The 20,848-nt window shown below is 66.8% G+C and carries 22 protein-coding genes and 2 tRNA genes; 20 read left to right on the top strand and 4 right to left on the bottom strand.

The genetic code is table 11. The features are described 5' to 3' along the window. Positions 1-7: 7 nt before the first annotated feature. Entirely contained in the window at positions 8-622 is a 615-nt protein-coding gene (locus RYM47_RS16530; protein WP_315389289.1) for a YqaA family protein, read from the top strand. Beyond that, positions 619-1,392 carry a peptidoglycan DD-metalloendopeptidase family protein gene (locus RYM47_RS16525; protein WP_315389287.1) on the top strand — a complete coding sequence of 258 codons (774 nt, stop codon included), beginning with the start codon at positions 619-621 and terminating at the stop codon, positions 1,390-1,392. Before RYM47_RS16530 ends, RYM47_RS16525 begins: the two co-directional genes overlap by 4 nt. Positions 1,393-1,455: 63 nt before the next feature. Here the strand turns inward: RYM47_RS16525 and RYM47_RS16520 are convergent, their stop codons facing one another. Both RYM47_RS16520 and yhbY read right to left on the bottom strand, forming a co-directional pair. After that, positions 1,456-1,848: an MTH938/NDUFAF3 family protein gene (locus tag RYM47_RS16520; RefSeq protein WP_315389286.1), complete on the bottom strand. Its 393-nt coding sequence runs from the start codon at positions 1,846-1,848 to the stop codon at positions 1,456-1,458. 7 nt (positions 1,849-1,855) lie between these two features. Then, a complete protein-coding gene (gene yhbY / locus RYM47_RS16515) occupies positions 1,856-2,161 on the bottom strand; it encodes a ribosome assembly RNA-binding protein YhbY (protein ID WP_315389284.1) in 306 nt (101 codons plus the stop codon). A gap of 65 nt (positions 2,162-2,226) precedes the next feature. Between yhbY and rlmE the strand changes: the two genes are divergently transcribed. The 16 genes from rlmE (at position 2,227) to RYM47_RS16435 (ending at position 17,575) form a co-directional block, all read left to right on the top strand. After that, positions 2,227-2,859 (top strand): 23S rRNA (uridine(2552)-2'-O)-methyltransferase RlmE, encoded by a 633-nt coding sequence (rlmE, locus tag RYM47_RS16510; protein WP_315389282.1) that lies wholly within the window; start codon positions 2,227-2,229, stop codon positions 2,857-2,859. Between the two features lie 53 nt (positions 2,860-2,912). Next, positions 2,913-4,853, top strand: a complete 1,941-nt coding sequence (gene ftsH / locus RYM47_RS16505; protein WP_315389280.1) for an ATP-dependent zinc metalloprotease FtsH — start codon at positions 2,913-2,915, stop codon at positions 4,851-4,853. Between the two features lie 110 nt (positions 4,854-4,963). Next, on the top strand, positions 4,964-5,146 hold the full coding sequence (locus tag RYM47_RS16500; RefSeq protein WP_315389278.1) for a hypothetical protein: 183 nt from the start codon (positions 4,964-4,966) through the stop codon (positions 5,144-5,146). Between the two features lie 86 nt (positions 5,147-5,232). After that, positions 5,233-5,730, top strand: coding sequence for a hypothetical protein (locus RYM47_RS16495; RefSeq protein WP_315389276.1), 498 nt, complete (start codon positions 5,233-5,235; stop codon positions 5,728-5,730). Positions 5,731-5,790: 60 nt separating this feature from the next. Further along, complete coding sequence (gene folP, locus RYM47_RS16490; RefSeq protein ID WP_315389274.1) at positions 5,791-6,690, top strand: dihydropteroate synthase; 900 nt, start codon at positions 5,791-5,793, stop codon at positions 6,688-6,690. Continuing rightward, entirely contained in the window at positions 6,690-7,643 is a 954-nt protein-coding gene (gene miaA / locus RYM47_RS16485; RefSeq protein ID WP_315389272.1) for a tRNA (adenosine(37)-N6)-dimethylallyltransferase MiaA, read from the top strand. Before folP ends, miaA begins: the two co-directional genes overlap by 1 nt. A gap of 102 nt (positions 7,644-7,745) precedes the next feature. Beyond that, the gene (gene hfq, locus RYM47_RS16480; RefSeq protein ID WP_068850887.1) at positions 7,746-8,030 is read left to right on the top strand and encodes an RNA chaperone Hfq; all 285 of its coding nucleotides are present in this window, start codon (positions 7,746-7,748) and stop codon (positions 8,028-8,030) included. Between the two features lie 23 nt (positions 8,031-8,053). Beyond that, positions 8,054-9,364 (top strand): ribosome rescue GTPase HflX, encoded by a 1,311-nt coding sequence (gene hflX / locus RYM47_RS16475; protein ID WP_315389271.1) that lies wholly within the window; start codon positions 8,054-8,056, stop codon positions 9,362-9,364. Next, positions 9,358-9,858: a CinA family protein gene (locus RYM47_RS16470; protein WP_315389269.1), complete on the top strand. Its 501-nt coding sequence runs from the start codon at positions 9,358-9,360 to the stop codon at positions 9,856-9,858. Before hflX ends, RYM47_RS16470 begins: the two co-directional genes overlap by 7 nt. A 36-nt stretch (positions 9,859-9,894) precedes the next feature. Beyond that, a complete protein-coding gene (ubiB, locus tag RYM47_RS16465; protein ID WP_315389266.1) occupies positions 9,895-11,574 on the top strand; it encodes a 2-polyprenylphenol 6-hydroxylase in 1,680 nt (559 codons plus the stop codon). 234 nt (positions 11,575-11,808) lie between these two features. After that, complete coding sequence (gene lexA / locus RYM47_RS16460) at positions 11,809-12,459, top strand: transcriptional repressor LexA (RefSeq protein WP_102945773.1); 651 nt, start codon at positions 11,809-11,811, stop codon at positions 12,457-12,459. Positions 12,460-12,661: 202 nt separating this feature from the next. Beyond that, the gene (recA, locus tag RYM47_RS16455) at positions 12,662-13,699 is read left to right on the top strand and encodes a recombinase RecA (RefSeq protein WP_315389342.1); all 1,038 of its coding nucleotides are present in this window, start codon (positions 12,662-12,664) and stop codon (positions 13,697-13,699) included. A 110-nt stretch (positions 13,700-13,809) separates the two neighbouring features. Next, the gene (gene recX, locus RYM47_RS16450) at positions 13,810-14,301 is read left to right on the top strand and encodes a recombination regulator RecX (RefSeq protein WP_010484253.1); all 492 of its coding nucleotides are present in this window, start codon (positions 13,810-13,812) and stop codon (positions 14,299-14,301) included. Between the two features lie 109 nt (positions 14,302-14,410). Beyond that, on the top strand, positions 14,411-17,059 hold the full coding sequence (gene alaS / locus RYM47_RS16445; protein WP_315389262.1) for an alanine--tRNA ligase: 2,649 nt from the start codon (positions 14,411-14,413) through the stop codon (positions 17,057-17,059). Positions 17,060-17,200: 141 nt separating this feature from the next. Then, positions 17,201-17,404, top strand: a complete 204-nt coding sequence (gene csrA / locus RYM47_RS16440; RefSeq protein ID WP_019183311.1) for a carbon storage regulator CsrA — start codon at positions 17,201-17,203, stop codon at positions 17,402-17,404. A 78-nt stretch (positions 17,405-17,482) separates the two neighbouring features. Then, a tRNA-Ser gene (locus RYM47_RS16435) sits at positions 17,483-17,575 on the top strand. 61 nt (positions 17,576-17,636) lie between these two features. Here RYM47_RS16435 and RYM47_RS16430 read toward each other — a convergent pair. After that, positions 17,637-18,338 (bottom strand): pirin family protein, encoded by a 702-nt coding sequence (locus tag RYM47_RS16430; RefSeq protein WP_315389260.1) that lies wholly within the window; start codon positions 18,336-18,338, stop codon positions 17,637-17,639. Positions 18,339-18,480: 142 nt separating this feature from the next. Between RYM47_RS16430 and RYM47_RS16425 the strand changes: the two genes are divergently transcribed. Together RYM47_RS16425 and RYM47_RS16420 are read left to right on the top strand one after the other, a co-directional pair. Beyond that, entirely contained in the window at positions 18,481-19,410 is a 930-nt protein-coding gene (locus RYM47_RS16425; protein WP_315389259.1) for a LysR family transcriptional regulator, read from the top strand. Between the two features lie 97 nt (positions 19,411-19,507). Beyond that, a complete protein-coding gene (locus tag RYM47_RS16420) occupies positions 19,508-20,650 on the top strand; it encodes an alpha/beta fold hydrolase (protein ID WP_315389257.1) in 1,143 nt (380 codons plus the stop codon). Between the two features lie 45 nt (positions 20,651-20,695). On the opposite strand, the gene RYM47_RS16415 is transcribed toward RYM47_RS16420, so the two are convergent. After that, positions 20,696-20,772, bottom strand: a tRNA-Arg gene (locus RYM47_RS16415). Between the last annotated feature and the right edge of the window lie 76 nt (positions 20,773-20,848).

Below are 20,848 nucleotides of genomic sequence, written 5' to 3'. Positions count from 1 at the left end.
TTGCGTCATGAAGATTTTCGGTCCGCTGTACGAGCGGGCAATGAAGTGGGCCGCGCACGAGCGCGCCCCGACCTACCTGACGGTGCTGAGCTTCATCGAGGCGATCATCTTCCCGGTGATGCCCGAGGTGATGCTGGCCCCGATGTGCGTGGCCCAGCCCAAGCGCGGCTGGTGGTTCGCCACGCTCAGCCTCGCCGGCTCGATGGTGGGTGCGCTGGTTGGCTACGCACTGGGCCACTACGCGTTCGAAGCGATCAAACCGTTGTTCGCGGCGATGGGCATGCTGACCAGCATCGAAGGCGGCATCGCCATCGTGCAGGCCAAGATGGCCGAGTCGCCGTGGGCGGTGTTCACCTTCCTGGTGCTGGGCGGTTTCATGCCGATCCCGATGAAGGTCTTCACCTGGGCATCGGGTATCGTCGGCGTGCCACTGCCGCAGTATTTCCTGAGCATGCTGATCGGTCGCGGCAAGCGCGTGTACGTGCTGGCTGCGGTGATCCGCATCGGTGGCGCACGTGCCGAAGCGGCGCTGCGGCGTTGGATTGAACCGCTGGGCTGGATCGCCACCGTACTGGTGGTCGCTCTGGTGGCCTGGCTTGTATGGAGGTCGAAGTTCGCATGAGTGCTGATCGTTTGAACGGGGGCGCGCGCCTCGCCGCGCTGCTGCTGGTGGTGTCCACGCTGAGCGCCTGCGGCACCGCCACCGTGGTCAAGCCGTCGGGCGGGCGTACCGCGCACAGCACGCCGCAGACCTCGGTAGCCAAGCCGGGCCAGACCGCAGTCGTGCGCCGGGGCGACACGCTGTACGCGCTGGCACGCATCCACAACATCACCCCGCGCGACCTGGCCGCCTGGAACGGGTTGTCCGAGCCATACACGATCTACCCGGGCCAGACCCTGCGCCTGTACCCGGGCGGCAGCGCCGGCCGCGCACCGACCACCGTGGTCACCGCGCCGCGTCCTGGCGGTACTGCGCCGACCCCGACACCCACGCCGTCGCCGACCACCGCGATCAAGAGCAACATCAGCTGGCGCTGGCCGGCCGATGGTGCCCTGGTGGGCCGCTTCGTCGGCGCCGACGTCACCAAGCAGGGCGTGGACATCGCCGGCAGCAGCGGCCAGCCGGTGCGCGCGACCGCGGCAGGCGTGGTGGTGTACTCCGGTGCCGGCCTGGTCGGGTTCGGCGAGCTGATCATCATCAAGCACAACGACCAGTGGCTGTCGGCCTACGGCCACAACCGCAAGCGCCTGGTCAACGAAGGGCAGAGCGTCAAGGCCGGCGAACAGATCGCTGAAATGGGTCGCACCGGCACCACCCGCGACATGCTGCACTTCGAGATCCGCTACAACGGCAAGCCGGTGGATCCGCTGCTGTACCTGCCGCCGAGATAATCGCGCGACGAGACACAGAAAAGGCTGCCGATGGCAGCCTTTTCTGAACGAAATCAACTATTTTCAGCCTGCCAGCAACATCGCAGCAGCCACATTGCGGCCCTCGCTGGCCAGCAGGTTGAAGGTCCGCGCGGCGGCCGTATTGGTCATCGCCTCCAGGCCGATGCCCCGCGACAGACACTCCGCCATGACCTTCGCCGGCGGGAACTGCTGGGTACTGCCGACCCCGAGGATCACCAGTTCCGGCTTCAGGTCCAGCACCGGCGCCAGATGCTCCAGCGTCAACCCGGCCACCGTGGCGGGAGCCTGCCAGGTCTCCAGCAGGGTCGGGGTCACGATGAAGCTCTGGTCCAGCTCACGCAGGCGCACCTGCTCGCGGTCTTCGAGAACCGCCGAGCTTCCGCCTACGGAGCGGAAGGCGAAAGCAAAGTCCGGAATTTCGTGGTGCAGCTGCATGCAGGGCTCAGCCGCGCGGCAGCACGATCTGGCGCTGTTCCTTGCTGGGGCGGTACAGCACGGCGACATGGCCGATGCGCTGCACCAGCGCGCTTTCGGTGGCCTGGACCAGCTCGGCGATCATCGCGTCGCGGGTGTCGCGGTCTTCCGCACCGACCTTGACCTTGACCAGTTCATGGCGCTCCAGCACCTCGTTCAGCTCGGCGAGGAACGCCGGCGTGATCCCCTTGCCGCCGATCTGCAGCACGGCTTTCAGATCATGGGCCTGGCCGCGGAGGAAGCGGGTCTGGGAGGAGGTGAGCTGGGTAGACATTCAGGAACAAGCGGTTAACTGGGGCGATCAGGGTATCATGACCACCCCGTCCGGCCCTATTTCCAATGGCTTCCCGCAGCAAAAGCAGTCAACGCTGGTTGAAAGAACACTTCGCCGACCCCTTCGTGAAGAAGGCCCAGGCCGAGGGCATGCGCTCGCGCGCGGCCTACAAGCTGGAGGAGCTGCTCGAACGCGACCGGCTGCTGAAGCCACACATGGTGGTGGTCGACCTCGGCGCTGCTCCCGGGGGCTGGTCGCAGCAGGTCCGGCGCCAGATCGGCGACACAGGCCGGGTGCTGGCCCTGGACATCCTGGAGATGCCGCCGCTGGCCGGGGTCGAGTTCCTTCACGGCGACTTCAGGGAGCAGGCCGTCCTATCGCAGTTTGAAGCCATGCTCGGGGATACGCCGGTAGACCTTGTGCTCTCGGATATGGCCCCCAATAAGAGTGGAGTGGACGCGGTCGACCAGCCGCGGATGATGCACCTGGCGGAGCTGGCGATGGAGTTTTCCGACAACCATCTCAAGCCGGGTGGCGCGTTCCTGATCAAGCTGTTCCAGGGCGTGGGCTTTGACGACTATGTGCGCGAGATGCGCCGCCGGTTCGACAAGGTCGTGATCCGCAAGCCTGAAGCGTCCCGTAAGCGCTCGCCCGAGGTGTATGCCCTGGGGCAGGGCAAACGCGCCCAGATCAAGTAAGCTCAACCATACCAATAGCGTCAGGCATTAGAGGAACACCGGAGCCAATGAGGATGAACGACTTGACCAAGAACCTCCTGCTGTGGGTGGTCGTCGCCGTGGTGCTCATGGTGGTGTTCCAGAGCTTCTCGCCGAAGACCTCCGGCGCTGGCGCCCAGGGCTCGACCTATTCGCAGTTCCTGGACCAGGTGGACAGCGGCAACGTGCAGAAGGTCACCTTCAGCGGCGACCTGCGCAGCGGCACCAACCAGTTGACCTACACCACCCGGGGCGGCCAGTCGGCCACCATCAACGCGCCCATGGATCGCGACCTGATCAACGTGCTGCGCGGCAAGAACGTGGAAATCGTCCAGGAGGAGCCTTCCAGCGGCATCTCGCTGGGCGCGATCCTGATGAATTTCCTCCCGGTGATCCTGATCATCGGCTTCTGGCTGTTCATCATGCGCCAGATGCAGGGCGGTGGCGGCGGGGCCAAGGGCGCGATGTCCTTCGGCAAGTCGCGGGCCAAGCTGCAGGGCGAAGACCAGATCAAGGTCACCTTCGCGGACGTCGCCGGGTGCGACGAGGCCAAGGAAGAAGTCGGCGAGCTGGTCGACTTCCTGCGCGACCCGACCAAGTTCACCAAGCTGGGCGGCAAGATCCCGCGCGGCGTGCTGATGGTCGGCCCGCCGGGTACCGGCAAGACCCTGCTGGCCCGCGCCATCGCGGGCGAGGCCAAGGTGCCGTTCTTCTCGATTTCCGGTTCGGACTTCGTGGAAATGTTCGTCGGCGTCGGCGCCAGCCGCGTCCGCGACATGTTCGAGCAGGCCAAGAAGCAGGCCCCGTGCATCATCTTCATCGACGAAATCGACGCTGTCGGCCGCCACCGTGGCGCCGGCCTGGGCGGCGGTCATGACGAGCGCGAGCAGACCCTGAACCAGCTGCTGGTCGAAATGGACGGCTTCGAGGGAGGCGAGGGCGTGATCGTCATCGCCGCCACCAACCGTCCGGACGTGCTGGATCCGGCGTTGCTGCGGCCGGGCCGCTTCGACCGCCAGGTCGTGGTCGGGCTGGCCGACGTCAAGGGCCGCGAGCAGATCCTCAAGGTGCACATGCGCAAGCTGCCGCTGGCCGACGACGTCGAGCCGATGGTGATTGCCCGTGGTACCCCGGGCTTCTCCGGCGCGGACCTTGCCAACCTGTGCAACGAGGCAGCCCTGTTTGCCGCGCGAAGCAATGAGAAGGAAGTGCGCATGGAGCACTTCGATCGTGCCCGCGACAAGATCCTGATGGGTGCCGAGCGTCGTTCCATGGCCATGAGCGAGGAAGAAAAGACGCTCACCGCCTACCACGAGGCCGGCCACGCCATCGTCGGCCGCCTGGTGCCCGAGCACGATCCGGTCTACAAGGTCACCATCATCCCGCGCGGCCGCGCGCTGGGCGTGACCATGTACCTGCCGGAAGGCGACAAGTACTCGATGAACCGCGTGGCGATCAAGTCGCAGCTGTGCTCGCTGTACGGCGGCCGCGTGGCCGAGGAGCTGATCTTCGGTGCCGACAAGGTCACCACCGGCGCCTCCAATGACATTGAACGCGCCACCAAGATGGCCCGCAACATGGTCACCAAGTGGGGCCTTTCCGACCAGCTCGGCCCGATCGCCTATGGCGAAGAGGACGACGAGGTGTTCCTGGGTCGTTCGGTCACCCAGCACAAGAGCGTGTCCAACGACACCGCGCGCCGGATCGACGAGGAAGTGCGCAACATCCTCGACGAGGCTTACGCACGCACCACCGAGCTGATGACGGCCAACCTGGACAAGCTGCACGCGATGTCCCAGCTGCTGCTGCAGTACGAGACCATCGACGCGCCGCAGATCGACGCCATCATGGAAGGCCGCGATCCGCCGCCGCCGGCCGGCTGGGGCAAGTCCAACAAGGACGGTGGCAGCAACAACGACAAGGGTGGCGACGCCCGTCCGTTGCCGCCGATCGCCGGGCCTGCCGAGCAGATCTGACGATGAACCGATGACGCGCGAAGGCCGGGGCAACCCGGCCTTCGTCGTTTCCGGGGTGTCGTTCCGGGCGACAATGGGACCCCTGCCTGCGCTTTGTTCCGGAGTTCGACATGTCCACCCCGCCGCCCCCGGTCTCGCATACCACCGAAATCGTCATCGCCACGGTGGTCGGCGCTGCAGTGGGACTGATCAGCGGCAACTACTTCCTTGGTGGTGTCGTTGGCATCGTTCTCGGCATCGGCCTGAGCGTGGGCAAGACCCTGTATGTGGACCGGAAGCGCCGCCGCCGCTGAGGCCTTGCGCGCCGGCCTGGCAATCGGCAGGATGCGCGAACGCGGTTGCATCGCGCGGCCGCAGACATCATTCCAGGGGGAATACCATGCTTCATTCCAAGCGCGCGGCAGTGGCCGTGCTGCTCTGCTGTGCCTCGCCCGCGTTCGCGGGTACCGTCCATGTGCAGGACACGGTGCCGTTCTCGGAAACGTCCTACATCGCCGACAACATCAAGGCCGAGTGCCGCATGGGCGCGCAGCTGGTGACGTCGCTGGGCAGCAACGCGCCGAAGTTCGGAAATACCATCGCCTTTGACGAAGCCCCACCGACCCAGGGTCGTGTGTTGAAACTGGAGCTGGTGGAAGCGCAGAGCGCCGGCAATGCGTTCATCGGGCACTTCAAGTCGGCCACGGTGCGCGGCGTGCTGCTGGATGATGGGCAGAAGGTCGCTGACGTGACCGCCCGTCGCGTATCGCGCGGTGGTGCAGGCGGCATGTTCAAGGGCTCCTGCGACGTGCTTCAGCGCGTGGTCGACGCCATCGGTGGCGACCTCGCCGAATGGCTGGCCAACCCCACCGACGGCGCCAAGCTGGGCGATTTCTAAGCGGCGCAGCCAGTTGTGCGCCAGCGTAAACTAAACGCTGGCGTACTTCCTGGATGGCCGATGTTCGACATTTCCCCCCAGCTTGACTGCGGTGGCCGCGTACTGCGGCTGGACCGCCCGTGCGTGATGGGCATCGTCAACGTGACCCCGGATTCGTTCTCCGATGGCGGCGCCCACGACACGGTGGAAGCGGCGGTGGCGCATGGCCTGCAGCTGGTCGCGGAGGGTGCCGACCTGCTCGACATTGGCGGTGAGTCGACCCGCCCGGGCAGTGCGCCGGTAGCGCTGGAAGAGGAGCTGCGCCGGGTCGTTCCGGTGATCGAGCAGCTCGCGCGGCAGGTTGCGGTGCCGATCAGCATCGATACCTTCAAGCCCGAGGTCATGCGCGCGGCGGTGGCTGCCGGCGCCGGAATGATCAACGACATCCATGCGCTTCGCCAGGACGGTGCGCCCGCAGCCGCGGCCGAACTCGGCGTGCCGGTCGTGCTGATGCACATGCAGGGCGAGCCCGGCAGCATGCAGGACACCCCGCACTACGACGACGTGGTCGCCGAGGTGCACCGTTTCCTGGCCGACCGCATCTTCTCGGCCGAAATGGCCGGTATCGCCAGGAAGAACCTGGTCATCGACCTGGGCTTCGGCTTCGGCAAGACCACCGATCACAACATGATCCTGCTGGCGCGTTCGGAGCGCTTCCTGGAGCTGGGCCTTCCAATGCTGGCCGGACTGTCGCGCAAGCGCAGCATCGGCGAGCTTACCGGTCGCGACACCCCGCGCGACCGCGTGGCCGGTTCGGTGGCCGCCCATCTGATCGCGGCCCAGCGCGGCGCGCGCATCCTGCGCGTGCACGACGTGGCCGCCACCGTCGACGCGCTCAAGGTATGGGCGGCGGTCGACGCGGTCCCGATGCCGCGCGTTGACGCGGCCCCGTCCATGCCGCGCTGGCCGGACGAGGACTGATGGGCGCCGACCAGCGCCCGTTGGCGATCGCGGTGATGGGCCCGACCGCGTCGGGCAAGACCGCCACCGCCATCGCCTTGGCCCGCCAGCTGGGCGGCGAGATCGTCAGCGTCGATTCGGCGCTGGTTTACCGCGGACTGGATATCGGCTCGGCCAAGCCCGACGCCGCCGAACGCGCGCAGGCGCCGCACCACCTGCTGGACCTGCGCGACCCCTGGCAGGCCTATTCAGCAGCCGAGTTCGCCGCCGACGCTGCGCGCGCGGTGGCCGACATCGTCGCGCGGGGGCGCATGCCGATCCTGGCCGGCGGCACCGGCTTGTACTTCCGCGCGCTGCTGCAGGGGCTGTCGCCGATGCCGCCGGCCGACCCGGCGATGCGCGCCGCGATCTCCGCCGAGGCGGCCGTGCTGGGTTGGCCTGCGCTGCATGCGCAGCTGGCGTCGGTCGACCCGGCCGCCGGCGCGCGCATCCATGCCACCGACCCGCAGCGCATCCAGCGGGCGCTGGAGGTGTACCGCCTGACCGGCCGCGCCATCACCGACTGGCAGAAACAACCCGGCGTGGACCGGCTGCCGGTGCGCTGCCTGAAGCTGGTGCTGGCCCCGCGCGAGCGCAGCGTGCTGCACCAGCGCATCGAAACCCGCTTCGATCGCATGCTCGAACAGGGCTTCCTGGACGAGGTACGCGCCCTGCGAGCGCTGCCGGAGATGGTGGCGGTGGCCGCGCCGCTGGATCTGCCGGCGGTGCGCGCGGTCGGCTACCGCCAGGCCTGGGAGTTCCTGGACGGGCAGGGGACTGCCGCCGAGTTCCGTGACCGGGGCATTTACGCCACCCGGCAACTGGCCAAGCGCCAGCTGACCTGGCTGCGCGGCGAGCTTGATGCGCGCTGGTTCGACCCCCATATGGATCAGGCTTCCCTGGCGGATGCCGTTTCGGCCTTTGTGGGCCGCTGAGCCACAGCGTCAGGTCCCGGGCCCGTGTACCATCGGAGATTCCGGTGGCGGGGGCCGTGGCAGCTGCCGGAAGACCATAAAAACAATAATGAGGAGTGTGCAATGTCCAAGGGGCAATCGCTGCAGGATCCGTTTCTGAATGCACTTCGGCGCGAACGTGTGCCGGTGTCGGTGTATCTGGTGAATGGCATCAAGTTGCAGGGAACGATCGAATCGTTCGACCAGTTCGTTGTCCTGCTGCGCAATACGGTCAGCCAGATGGTGTACAAGCACGCCATTTCGACCGTGGTGCCGGCACGCAATGTCCGGGTCGGTCCCGGTGGCGGCTATGTGCAGTCCAATGAAGGTGGCGCCGACGGCGCCCAGGAAGAAGACGACGTTGAATGAAGTAAGTCACTGCGGAGACGCGCGTGTTTGACCGTTCCAAGCGAGGCGAACACGCGCTCCTGATCCAGCCGCACTCCGGCCGGCTGGAAGAAGACGTGCTGGAGGAATTCACCGACCTGGCCCGCTCGGCCGGGGCCAGCATCGCGGCCACCCTGACCGCGCGGATCGACCGCCCCAACGCATCGATCCTGATCGGCACCGGCAAGCTGGAAGAGATCAAGGCGGCCGCCGAGGCCACCGGCGCCGATCTGGTGCTGGTCAACCATGCCTTGTCGCCCTCCCAGGAGCGCAACCTGGAGAAGTTCCTGGAGCGCCGGGTGATCGACCGTACCGGCCTGATCCTGGACATCTTCGCCCAGCGTGCGCACAGCCACGAAGGCAAGCTGCAGGTGGAGCTGGCGCAGCTGCGCCACATGTCCACGCGGCTGATCCGCGGCTGGACCCACCTGGAGCGCCAGCGCGGCGGCTCCATCGGGCTGCGCGGGCCGGGTGAAACCCAGCTGGAAACCGACCGCCGCCTGCTGCAGAAGCGGGTCGAACAGCTGCAGAAGCGGCTGGAAAAGGTCGAAGTGCAGCGCACCCAGATGCGCCGCGCCCGCGTGCGCAGCGAACTGCCGCGCGTGGCGCTGGTGGGGTACACCAATGCCGGCAAGTCGACCCTGTTCAACGCGCTGACCGGTGCCGAGGCGTACGCGGCCGACAAGCTGTTCGCCACACTGGACCCGACCGTTCGCCGCATCGCGGTCCCGGGCGGCAACGTGGTGCTGGCCGACACCGTCGGCTTTGTCCGCGACCTGCCGCACGAACTGGTGGCCGCGTTCCGCGCGACCCTCAGTGAAGCGCGCGAGGCCGACTTCCTGCTGCACCTGGTCGATGCCGCCGATCCGCATCGCGAGGAACGCATCGCCCAGGTCGATGAAGTGTTGAACGAAGTCGGCGCCGGCGAACTGCCGCAGATGCTGGTGTTCAACAAGATCGACCGGATCGAAGGCAGCGAAGTGCGTCACGACGGCCAGGACGGCATTCCGGATACCGCGCGCCGCGAGCGCGTCTGGATTTCGGCCCGCGATGGCCTTGGCCTGGACCTGCTGCTGTCGGTGCTGGGCAAGCGCCTGGGGCTGCAGCACGTCAGCGGCGACCTGCGCCTGCCGCCGTCGGCCGGGCGCCTGCGCTCGCGACTGCACCAGCTGGAAGTGGTGCGCGGCGAAACCAGCGACGAGGAAGGCTGGCTGCTGCAGGTCGAGATTCCGATCGCCGAAGCGGAGAAGCTGGCCGCCGGGGATGATGGTGCGCCGATCCGGGCATTGCTGCCGGAGAAAGTACCGGAATGGTGAGCAGCATTCCCAGCGACGCGCAGCTGTCCGACCTCGCGCGCGAGGTCGGACAACGCCTGCAGCAGGCCTCCCTGCAGCTGGTGACCGCCGAGAGTTGCAGCGGCGGCTGGATCGCCAAGGCGATGACCGACATTGCCGGCTCGTCGGCGTTCTTCGACTGCGGCATGGTGGTGTACAGCTACGAAGCCAAGCAGCGCCTGCTCGGCGTACGCGCGCAGACCCTCGAACAATACGGCGCGGTCAGCCGCGAAACCGTGCTGGAAATGGTCTCCGGCGCGCTGGTCAATTCCGGCGCCGGCATGGCCGTTGCCGTGACCGGAATCGCCGGCCCCGGCGGTGGCAGCGCCGACAAACCGGTCGGTAGCGTCTGGATCGGCTGGAAGCAGCGCGGTGGCTACGCCCGCGCGCAGCTGTTCCAGTTCGACGGCGACCGCGACGCGATCCGCCGCCAGACCGTGCTGCAGGCGCTGACGGGAATTTTCCCGGCGGTGTGACATCCTTCACCCGGGTTGTCGAACGAGGGTGCACCGATGTGGGAAACGCTGGGAACCGTCCGTGACCTCGGGCGCCTGCAGGAAATCGCCTCGGTCCTGATCCGCTACGGCTTCGGCGACCTGGTGCGCCGGATCGGCCTGGCTGACGTGCTCGAACGGGCAGGCCGGCTGCTGCACTGGAACGACACCCAGCAGATCCTGCGCATGACCGCGCCGGTGCGGGTGCGCCGGGCGATGGAGGACCTCGGCCCCACCTTCGTCAAACTCGGCCAGGTGCTGGCCACCCGCGTCGACCTGTTCCCGCCGGACTGGATCGCCGAATTCTCCGAGCTGCAGAATGCGGTGCCTGCGCTGCCCTACGCGCAGGTGCGCGAGCAGCTGGAATCCGATCTTGGCGCACCCGCCCACGAGGTGTTCGCCTGGCTCGACGAAATCCCGATGGCGGCCGCCTCGCTCGCCCAGGCCCACCGCGCCACCCTGCAGGATGGCAGCGCCGTGGTGCTGAAGATCCGCCGTCCCGGCATCCGCGAGGTGATCGAAGCCGACCTGCGCCTGCTGGCGCGGCTGGCCGATATCGTCGAAGCGCGGCTGCCGGACCTGCAGCGCTACCGACCCGCAGAGGTGGTACAGCAGTTCCAGGTGTCGTTGCGGCGCGAACTCGACTTTGCCGCCGAGTGCCGCAATGCCGAGCGCATCGCGCGCAACTTCGCCGGCCGCAACGACATCCTGATTCCCAAGGTGCACTGGCAGTGGACCTGCGAGAGCCTCAACGTGCAGGACTTCGTCGACGGCATTCCGGGCCGCGACCTGGTCGGGGTCGATGCGGCCGGGCTCGACCGCGTGCGGCTGGCGCGTACCGGCGCCCGCATCGTGCTGAAGATGGTGCTGGAGGACGGCTGTTTCCATGCCGACCCGCACCCGGGCAACATCATCTACCTGCGCGACGGCCGCATCGGCGTGATCGACTTCGGCATGGTCGGCGCGATCTCCGAGCAGCGCCGCTTCCAGGTCGCGCAGCTGCTGCACGGCCTGGTCGGGCAGGAGCCGGAGGCGGTCACCGACGTGCTGCTGGACTGGTCCGGCGGCGGCGACGTGGATGAATCGCGCCTGCAGCAGGACATCAGCGCCTTCGTCGACCAGTACCGCGGGGTGCCGCTGAAAGACCTGCACATGGGCCTGATGCTGGGCAACATCACCCAGATCCTGCGCCAATACGCGCTGACCCTGCCGGCCGACCTCGCCCTGATGATCAAGACCTTCCTGACCCTGGAAGGCATGGGCCGCCAGCTCGACCCGCAGTTCGACATGGCCACCGCGGCGCGCCCATTCCTGGAGCGGGTGATGTGGCAGCGCTTCGCGCCCTCATCCCTGCTCAAGCGCGGCAAGCGCAGCGTGGCCGGCCTGCTCGACCTGGCCGGCGACCTGCCGCGCGATGTGCGCCAGCTGGTACAGATGGCGCGCCGCGGGCGGTTGCAGCTGAAGGTGGAGACCACCGCGCTGCAGGGGTTTGGCGAGCAGGTCAACCGCGCCGCCAATCGACTGGTGGTGGGCATCGTGACCGCCGCGCTGATCATCGGCTCGTCGATCGTGATGCACAGCGTGGGTGGGCTGTCGAGCAGGTGGCTGCTGGCGCTGGGCGTGGCGGGGTTCGTGGGGGCGGGGTTCTGCGGGGTGTGGATATTGTTTTCGATCTGGCGGAGTGGGCGGGGGACGTGATGGGGGTCATGAACCTCTGACGGGTGGCTTCGGAACGTCTAAACCCCGGATGGTTGGCGGCGAACGAGCGATGGATCGTCTTCGGACGCTTGTGCCGCGCTTCGCGCGGTCGCCGGGCAAGCCCGGCGCTACGAATTGCTACGGGCGTCGGTGAGGCATGGATACGGACGCATGCCATCGCTTTTTTGTGTCGGCACTTGTAGAAACGACGCGTTAGTAGTATTACTACTAACCATGGACCTTACCGACACCCAGCAGGCGATCCTGCAGTTGATCGCCGAGCGTATCGAGACCGACGGCGCACCGCCGTCGCAGACGGAAATCGCCCGTGCGTTTGGCTTCAAGGGCGTCCGGGCCGCGCAGTACCACCTGGAAGCGCTCGAGCAGGCCGGGGCGATCCGTCGCATTCCCGGCCAGGCGCGCGGTATCCGGCTGGTCCAGGCGCCACCGCTGCAGGACGGCCTGCCAGGCGCGCTGGCAGTGCCGGCGCTGCCCGACCACGTGCTGCGCCTGCCGGTGCTGGGTCGGGTCGCGGCCGGCCTGCCGATCGGCGCGGACATCGGCTCGGACGATTTCGTGGTGCTGGACCGGGTGTTCTTCTCGCCCGCGCCGGATTACCTGCTCAAGGTCCAAGGCGACTCGATGATCGACGAAGGCATCTTCGACGGCGACCTGATCGGCGTCCATCGCACCCGCGACGCACGCTCGGGCCAGATCGTGGTGGCCCGCATCGATGACGAGATCACCGTCAAGCTGCTCAAGATGGGCAAGGACCGGATCCGGCTGCTGCCGCGCAATCCGGACTACCAGCCCATCGAAGTCCTGCCCGACCAGGACTTCGCCATTGAAGGGCTCTACTGCGGGCTGCTGCGCCCGAACCGCTGATCCCTTCAACGCGCGAAATGCACGGTCTTTTGTGGCGATTCTCTGGTTCTGCTGAGGTTGGTACGGATGTCCGATAATTTTTTTCCGAATGCCGGGCAGAATCTCAGCCTGTGCGATACGCCAACTTTAAAGTGACCCCGTGGCCAAGAAGACCTCCAAAGACAACACCTCCAACGACATGACCTCTGCAAGGACCAATCCGATGGACGAGAACAAGAAGCGCGCCCTTACCGCCGCCCTGAGCCAGATCGAAAAGCAGTTCGGCAAAGGCTCGGTCATGCGCATGGGCGACCGTGTCATCGAAGCCGTCGAGATCATCCCGACCGGTTCGCTGATGCTGGACATCGCGCTCGGCATCGGCGGCCTGCCGAAGGGGCGTGTCGTGGAGATCTACGGTCCGGAGTCCTCGGGCAAGACCACCCTGACCCTGCAGGCGATCGCCGAATGCCAGAAGAAGGGCGGCACCGCCGCCTTCATCGACGCCGAGCACGCCCTGGACCCGATCTACGCCGCCAAGCTGGGTGTGAACGTGGACGACCTGCTGCTGTCCCAGCCGGACACCGGCGAGCAGGCGCTGGAAATCGCCGACATGCTGGTCCGTTCGGGCTCGGTGGACATCGTGGTGGTCGACTCGGTCGCCGCACTGACCCCCAAGGCCGAAATCGAAGGCGAAATGGGCGACCAGCTGCCGGGCCTGCAGGCTCGCCTGATGAGCCAGGCGCTGCGCAAGCTGACCGGCAACATCAAGCGCTCCAACACCCTGGTGGTGTTCATCAACCAGCTGCGCATGAAGATCGGTGTGATGATGCCGGGCCAGAGCCCGGAAACCACCACCGGCGGCAACGCGCTGAAGTTCTATGCCTCGGTGCGCCTGGACATCCGCCGTATCGGCGCGATCAAGAAGGGCGACGAGATCATCGGCAACCAGACCAAGATCAAGGTCGTCAAGAACAAGCTGGCGCCTCCGTTCAAGCAGGTCATCACCGAGATCCTATATGGCGAGGGCATCAGCCGCGAAGGCGAACTGATCGACATGGGCGTGGATGCCAAGCTGGTCGAGAAGGCCGGTGCCTGGTACAGCTACGGTGAGGAGCGCATCGGCCAGGGCAAGGACAACGCCCGCGGTTACCTGCGCGACAACCCGACAGTTGCTGCGAAGCTCGAAGCCGAGCTGCGCGAGAAGTTCCAGCCGACCGAAGCCAGCCGTGAGGAAGGCGACGACGAAGGCGACGACGAGTAAAGCTTGCTGTGGGGCAGGGCGGCGCCGTCAGTGACGTCGCCCTGTCCCGCAGGTTCGAATCGCCCAGGGATGGGCTGGGCGCCACGGATGGCGCCACCCTTGGAGTACGCATGTCCGACGCCGACGACATTCCCACCGGTCGCAAACGCCGGCCGCGTGAGCAGACCCCCGTGCAACGGGCGCTGGGCCTGCTGGTCCGCCGCGAACACTCGCGCAAGGAACTCACCCGCAAGCTGACCGCACGCGGCATCGAAGACGATGCGGCGCAGGCGGCTGTCGCCAAGCTCACCGAGGCCGGCTGGCAGGACGACACCCGTTTTGCCGAGAATCTGGTGCGGATGCGTGCCAACACCGGCTATGGGCCGATCCATGTCCGCGCCGAGCTGGGGACCCACGGCCTGGACAGTGCCGCGATTGCCGCGGCGATGGACAGCTACGAAGGCGACTGGCAGGAAAATGCCCGTGATCTGGTCCGTCGACGCTTTGGCGAGGCCGGCCCGCAGGACCTGACGCAGCGGCGCAAGGCCGCCGATCTGCTGGCCCGACGCGGCTTCGACGGCGACAGCATCCGCCGCGCGACCCGCTACGACCCGGATGACTGAGACTGGCGGCGCCGGGCCTGATACCCTTTAGGTTTTCGGCGGTCCCTCGCGACCCTGGCCAATGCGGCCGGTGGTCCGGGCCCGCCGGCCCGCAGACTGCCAGCCCCCAATGAACGCATCCGCCAAATTCACGACTTCCCAGATCCGCAGCGACTTCCTTGAATTCTTCAAGGGCAAAGGCCACACCATCGTGCCGTCGGCGCCGCTGGTGCCGGGCAATGATCCGACCCTGCTGTTCACCAACTCCGGCATGGTGCAGTTCAAGGACGTGTTCCTTGGCGCGGAAAAGCGCAGCTACGTGCGCGCGGCCGACGTCCAGCGCTGCCTGCGCGCGGGCGGCAAGCACAACGACCTCGATCAGGTCGGCTACACCGCACGCCACCACACCTTCTTCGAAATGCTGGGTAACTGGTCGTTCGGCGACTACTTCAAGAAGGACGCGATCGCCTGGGCCTGGGAACTGCTGACCCAGGTCTGGAAGCTGCCGGCCGAGCGCCTGCTGGTCACCGTCTACCAGACCGACGACGAAGCCTACGAACTGTGGCGCGACATGGTCGGCATTCCGGAAGCGCGCATCGTGCGCATCGGTGACAACAAGGGCGCGCCGTTCGCTTCGGACAACTTCTGGCAGATGGCCGACACCGGCCCGTGCGGGCCGTGCACCGAGATCTTCTACGACCACGGCGACCATATCGCCGGTGGCCCCCCGGGCTCCCCGGATGAGGACGGCGACCGCTTCATCGAAATCTGGAACCTGGTGTTCATGCAGTTCGACCGCCAGCCGGATGGCACCCTGGTGCCGCTGCCGGCGCCGTGCGTGGACACCGGCATGGGCCTGGAGCGCCTGGCGGCGATCCTGCAGCACGTGCACACCAACTACGAGATCGACCTGTTCCAGGCTCTGATCCGCAAGGCCTCCGAGCTGACCGGCACCGCCGACCTGGAAAACAAGTCGCTGCGTGTGATCGCCGATCACATCCGTGCCTGTTCGTTCCTGATCGTCGATGGTGTGCTGCCCTCCAATGAAGGCCGTGGCTACGTGCTGCGCCGTATCATCCGCCGCGCCCTGCGCCACGGCTGGATGCTGGGCGTGCGCCAGCCGTTCTTCAGCAAGCTGGTGCCGACCCTGGTCGAGCAGATGGGCGAAGCCTACGCGGAACTGCCGGCGCAGGCCGACACCGTGGTGCGTGCGCTGCAGGCCGAAGAAGAGCGCTTCGCGCAGACGCTCGACTCGGGCATGAAGATCTTCGACGACGTGGCTGCGCAGGTGACCAATGGCGTCATCCCGGGCGTGGATGCCTTCCGTCTGTACGACACCTATGGCTTCCCGCTCGATCTGACCCAGGACATCGCGCGCGAGCGCGACCTGACTGTCGACATCGACGGTTTCAATGCCGCGATGGAGAAGCAGCGCGACGACGGCCGCAAGGGTGGCAAGTTCGGTGGCGGCGTGACGCTGTCGGCCGAGCTGGTCGCGACCCTGACGCCTACCGTGTTCCTTGGCTATGACCGCTTGCAGGCCGACGGCCTGACCGTGGTCGCCCTGCTCAGGGACGGTCGCCCGGTCGACAGTGCGCAGGCCGGCGACGAGCTGATCGTGCTAACCGACAAGACCCCGTTCTACGCCGAATCCGGCGGCCAGGTCGGCGACACCGGCCAGCTCCACGGCAACGGCGCGCAGCTGCAGGTCACCGACACGCAGAAGTTCGCCGGTCAGTTCCATGGCCATGTCGGCAGACTCAGCCAGGGCAGCCTGAAGGTCGGCGACGTCCTCAGCGGCCAGGTCGATGGCCAGCGCCGCGGTGCCACCATCCTGAACCACTCGGCCACCCACCTGCTGCACGCCGCCCTGCGCGAAGTGCTCGGCACCCATGTTCAGCAGAAGGGCTCGCTGGTTGCACCGGATCGCCTGCGCTTCGACTTCTCGCACTTCCAGCCGATCAGTGCCGAAGAGCTTGCGCTGATCGAGCGCAAGGTCAACGAGCAGGTGCGCACCAACAACGGCGTGGAAGTGCACAACATGGCCATGCAGGAAGCGCTCGATTTTGGCGCGATGGCCCTGTTCGGCGAGAAGTACGGCGAGAACGTGCGCGTGCTGAAGATGGGCGACTACTCCACCGAACTGTGTGGCGGTACCCATGTCTCGCGCACCGGCGACATCGGCCTGTTCAAGATCACCTCCGAAGGCGGTGTGTCTTCGGGCGTGCGCCGCATTGAAGCAGTGACCGGGCAGGGCGCATTGGACTACGTGGCGCACGAAGAAGCGCAGCTGGCCGAAGCCGCCGCGCTGCTCGGCGGCAACGTGGGCGAGGTGGTCGACAAGATCCGCCAGCTTGCCGAACGCCAGAAGAAACTGGATCGCGAACTGGAATCGCTCAAGGCCAAGCAGGCCGCCGGCGCGACCTCGGATCTCGGCTCCAGCGCAGTTGAGGTCAATGGCGTCAAGATTCTTGCCGCGCGTCTGGAAGGATTCGACGCCAAGGCACTGCGTGAAGCGATCGACCGCCTCAAGCAGCAGCTGGGCGATGCGGTGATCGTGCTGGCCGGTACCCAGGACGGCAAGGCTGCCCTGGTGGCAGGCGTGAACGGCAGCGCAACCGGCAAGGTTAAAGCCGGGGAACTGTTGTCCCATATCGCCGGTCAGATCGGAGGCAAGGGCGGCGGCCGCCCGGACCTCGCCCAGGGTGGTGGTGAGGACGGGCCCGCCCTTGCTTCCGCACTGGCGGCCGTCGTGGACTGGGTCACCCCGCGTATCTGAACGCCTGAAGCCTCCTGCTCCTTGATGGCTCGGGAGGCCTGACGGTACTATGGCTAATCCTTTCCCTTTGTCGTGTGGCGTTCCCCAAGGGGGCGCCGAGCCGGTGGGGAAAATCCACCGGTTCCCTGGAGACTTGCAAAAATGTTGATCCTGACTCGCCGTGTTGGCGAAACCCTGATGATCGGTGACTCGGTCAGCGTGACCGTGCTCGGCGTCAAGGGCAACCAGGTGCGTATCGGTATCACCGCTCCGAAGGACGTGGCCGTGCACCGCGAAGAGATTTACCAGCGCATCCAGCGCGGCGACGAGCCGAATGCATCGGGAAGTGAAAATTCTTCCGATTAAGGCTTTACGTTGGGGTGTGAAAAACGTTATTCTTCGCGCCCCCGCTGAGAAGAAACACGCAGCGGCAGGACGAAATCTGGAGCGGTGCCCGAGTGGCTGAAGGGGCTCCCCTGCTAAGGGAGTATACGGCCAAAAACTGTATCGAGGGTTCGAATCCCTCCCGCTCCGCCAGTAGTAGAAAAGGCCTTCGTACGCGAGTACGAAGGCCTTTTTCTTTTACCGCGTCCAGCGTTTACAGCGGCAGGTCGAAGACCAGGACCTCGGCATCATTGGCATTCTCCAGCACCACCTGCGACTCGTCGGTGATCTGCAGCGCGTCGCCGGTGTCCAGGGTGATGCCGTTGACCTGCAGCTGGCCACGGGCGACCTGCACGTAGGCGCCACGCTTCGAACCGAGGGCCAGGTGCGCGCGCTCGTCGCCGTCCAGGATGGTCGCGTAGATGTTGGCGTCCTGGTGGATCAGCAGCGAGCCGTCGCGGCCGTCCTTCGAAGCGATCAGGCGCAGCTGGCCGCGCTTGGCCTCCGGCGCGAAGTGGGTTTCCTGGTAGCTCGGGGTGATGTTCTCGGTATCCGGGAACAGCCAGATCTGCAGGAAGTGCACCGTCTCGTCGGCCGAATGGTTGAACTCGCTGTGGCTGACCCCGCTGCCGGCGCTCATGCGCTGCACGTCGCCGTAGCGCAGCACCGAGCCGGTGCCCATCGAGTCCTTGTGCTCCAGCGCGCCGCCCAGCACGTAGGAGACGATCTCCATGTTGCTGTGGCTGTGGGTGCCGAAGCCCTGGCCGCCGATGACCTTGTCCTCGTTGATCACCCGCAGCGGGCCGAAGCTGGTGTAGCGCGGGTCGTAGTAGTTGGCGAAGGAGAAGGTGTGCTGGGAGTTCAGCCAGCCATGGTTGGCCTGGCCACGGGTAGCGCTCTTGCGGATCTGCAGCATGGTGGTTCTCCTCGGGTGTTCGATGGTTTCGATGGCGGTCCGGGGCGGTATGTGCTGCCCCTTTCCTGTTGGGGCCCAGTATCCGCTTGCGTCAGGGGTTTGAAAAACGGATAGTTTTGGCAGCCATCATCGAAAATTTCGAATGCTCAAACTCAGCCTCGACGCGCTGCAGATCCTGGACGCCATCGACCGCCGCGGTTCGTTCGCCTCGGCCGGCAAGGAGCTGCACAAGGTGCCCTCGACCATCTCCTACACCGTCTCCAAGCTGGAGCAGGACCTCGGGGTACAGCTGTTCGACCGGATCGGCCCGCGCGCGGAACTGACCGAGGCCGGGGTGGCCCTGCTCGAGGAAGGGCGGCACCTGCTGCGCGCCGCCCGTGAGCTGGAGATGCGGGTACGCCGGGTCGCCTCGGGCTGGGAGGCCGAGCTGACCCTGGGCATCGACTCGATGTTCCAGCCGGCGCTGCTGGCCGGCGACATCGCCGATTTCAGTGCGGTGGCCGAGCAGACCCGCGTGCGGATCATCAGCGAGGCGCTGTCGGGCACCTGGGAGGCGCTGCTGGACCGGCGTGCCGACCTGCTGGTGGGCGCGGCGGGCGAGGGTCCGAGTGGCGGCGGCTACGTGGTGGAGCCGCTGGGCGTGGTCCGCTTCGTGTTTGCGGTGGCGCCGGGGCACCCCTTGGCCACGGGGACCGAACCGCTGGGCCGGGAGCAGCTGGCCACGCACTGCGCCATTGCCGTGGCCGATTCGGCCCGGCGGCTGTTGCCGCGTACCGTGGGCCTGCTGATGGGCCAGGACACCGTGACCGTGCCGGACATGCTCAGCAAGTACCGCCTGCAGTGCGCCGGCCTGGGCTTCGGTTTCCTGCCCGAGCCCTACGTGCAGGCGGCGGTGGCGCAGGGGCGGCTGGTGGTCCGGCAGGTGGAGGAGCCCAAGCCGGACGAGACGTTCTGGTTGGCCTGGCGCACCGGCGAGGAGGGCGCCGCGCTGCGCTGGTGGCGTGAACGCCTGCAGCAGCCCGGGCATATGGAGGCGTGGTGGGGGCAGATGCAGGGCTGGCTGGCATCCTGAACGATTGCCGGTGTGTCACGGTTTGGTCATCTGGTTGCGGTAGAGGGGCCGCGGCGGCCTCGGTAACCTGCCGGGCTCCACGTCGCACCTGATTCCCATGAAACGCCTCCTGCTGCTGTTGCTGGCGGGCGCCGGCCTCTGGCTGGCGGCCTGCTCGTCGCTTTCAACCCCATCTACCTCCACCTCGCTCAGCGATCGGCTGGTCGCGCCGGGCGGCGTCTCGACGCTGCTGGACACCGCGCGCATCGCCGAGGCGGTCGACGCGGTGCCCAACCGTCATGGTTTCGTGACCGGCCGTGCCGGGGTGCCGCTGTTCTGGCGCGCATTTGATCCGGGTGCGTATGGCCTGCGCTACCACTACCTGGCGCAGCATCACGACAACGGTGAGCCGCTGGATACCGGCCTGCAGCTGGCCCTGCCCAAACCCTTCCAGGCGCAGGCGCCGCGGGGCACGGTGGTGCTGCTGCACGGGTGGATGATGAACGGCGATTCGATGCTGCCGTGGTCGCTGCAGCTGGCCCAGTCCGGCTACCGGGTGGTCACCATCGACCTGCGCAACCACGGGCATTCCGGCGCCGGCCCGTCCGGCTACGGCACGTTCGAGTCCGACGATGTGATCGACGTGATCGACGCGCTGCAGGCGCGGGGTGAAGTGGTGGGGCCGCTGTACCTGTTCGGCGTCTCCTACGGCGCGGCCACCGCGCTGTTCACGGCCGACAAGCTCGGCGACCGGGTCACCGGCGTGGTCGCGATGGAGTCGTTCGCCAATGCCGGCGCTGCGATCCGCAGCATGATCCCGCACCTGATGTCGCTGCAGCCCACCGCGTGGAAAGCGCAGGCCATGGCCGCCTACGGTCGCTGGATGTACGGCGGGCAGGACATCGACAAGGTGATCGCGGCGGCCAGCCAGCGCCTGGACCTGGATCTGGACCGCGTGGACGTGACCCGCGCGGTGGCGGACTCGCGCGCGTGCGTGCTGCTGCTGCACGGCCAGGACGATGCGCATGTGCCGGTCGGGCAGGGCCGTCTGATCGCCGCGGCCAGCGATCGCGTGCAGTACATCGAATTGCGCGGCGAAGACCACATCACCCTGCCGCTGCGGCTGGATCTGCTGGGCGGAGTCGTGGACGACTGGCTGGCGCACGATGATCACGCCGGTGGACGCTGTCCCGCACCCGAGTTGCCGGCAGAGGCGGACCGCCTGGCAATGGCCCATGCAACGGCGGGGCGTGCGGGTTGAAACAAAAAAGGCAGCCCATGGCTGCCTTTTTTCTCATCGCTGCAATGGTGCGCCCGGAGAGATTCGAACTCCCGACCGCCTGGTTCGTAGCCAGGTACTCTATCCAACTGAGCTACGGGCGCATTTGCATTGACGTGTCGCGATGTAATGGTGCGCCCGGAGAGATTCGAACTCCCGACCGCCTGGTTCGTAGCCAGG

Origin of the sequence: uncultured Stenotrophomonas sp. (genome assembly GCF_963519125.1) — a bacterium.
Classification (GTDB): Bacteria; Pseudomonadota; Gammaproteobacteria; order Xanthomonadales; family Xanthomonadaceae; genus Stenotrophomonas.
This window is presented reverse-complemented; position numbering and strand designations above follow the sequence as displayed.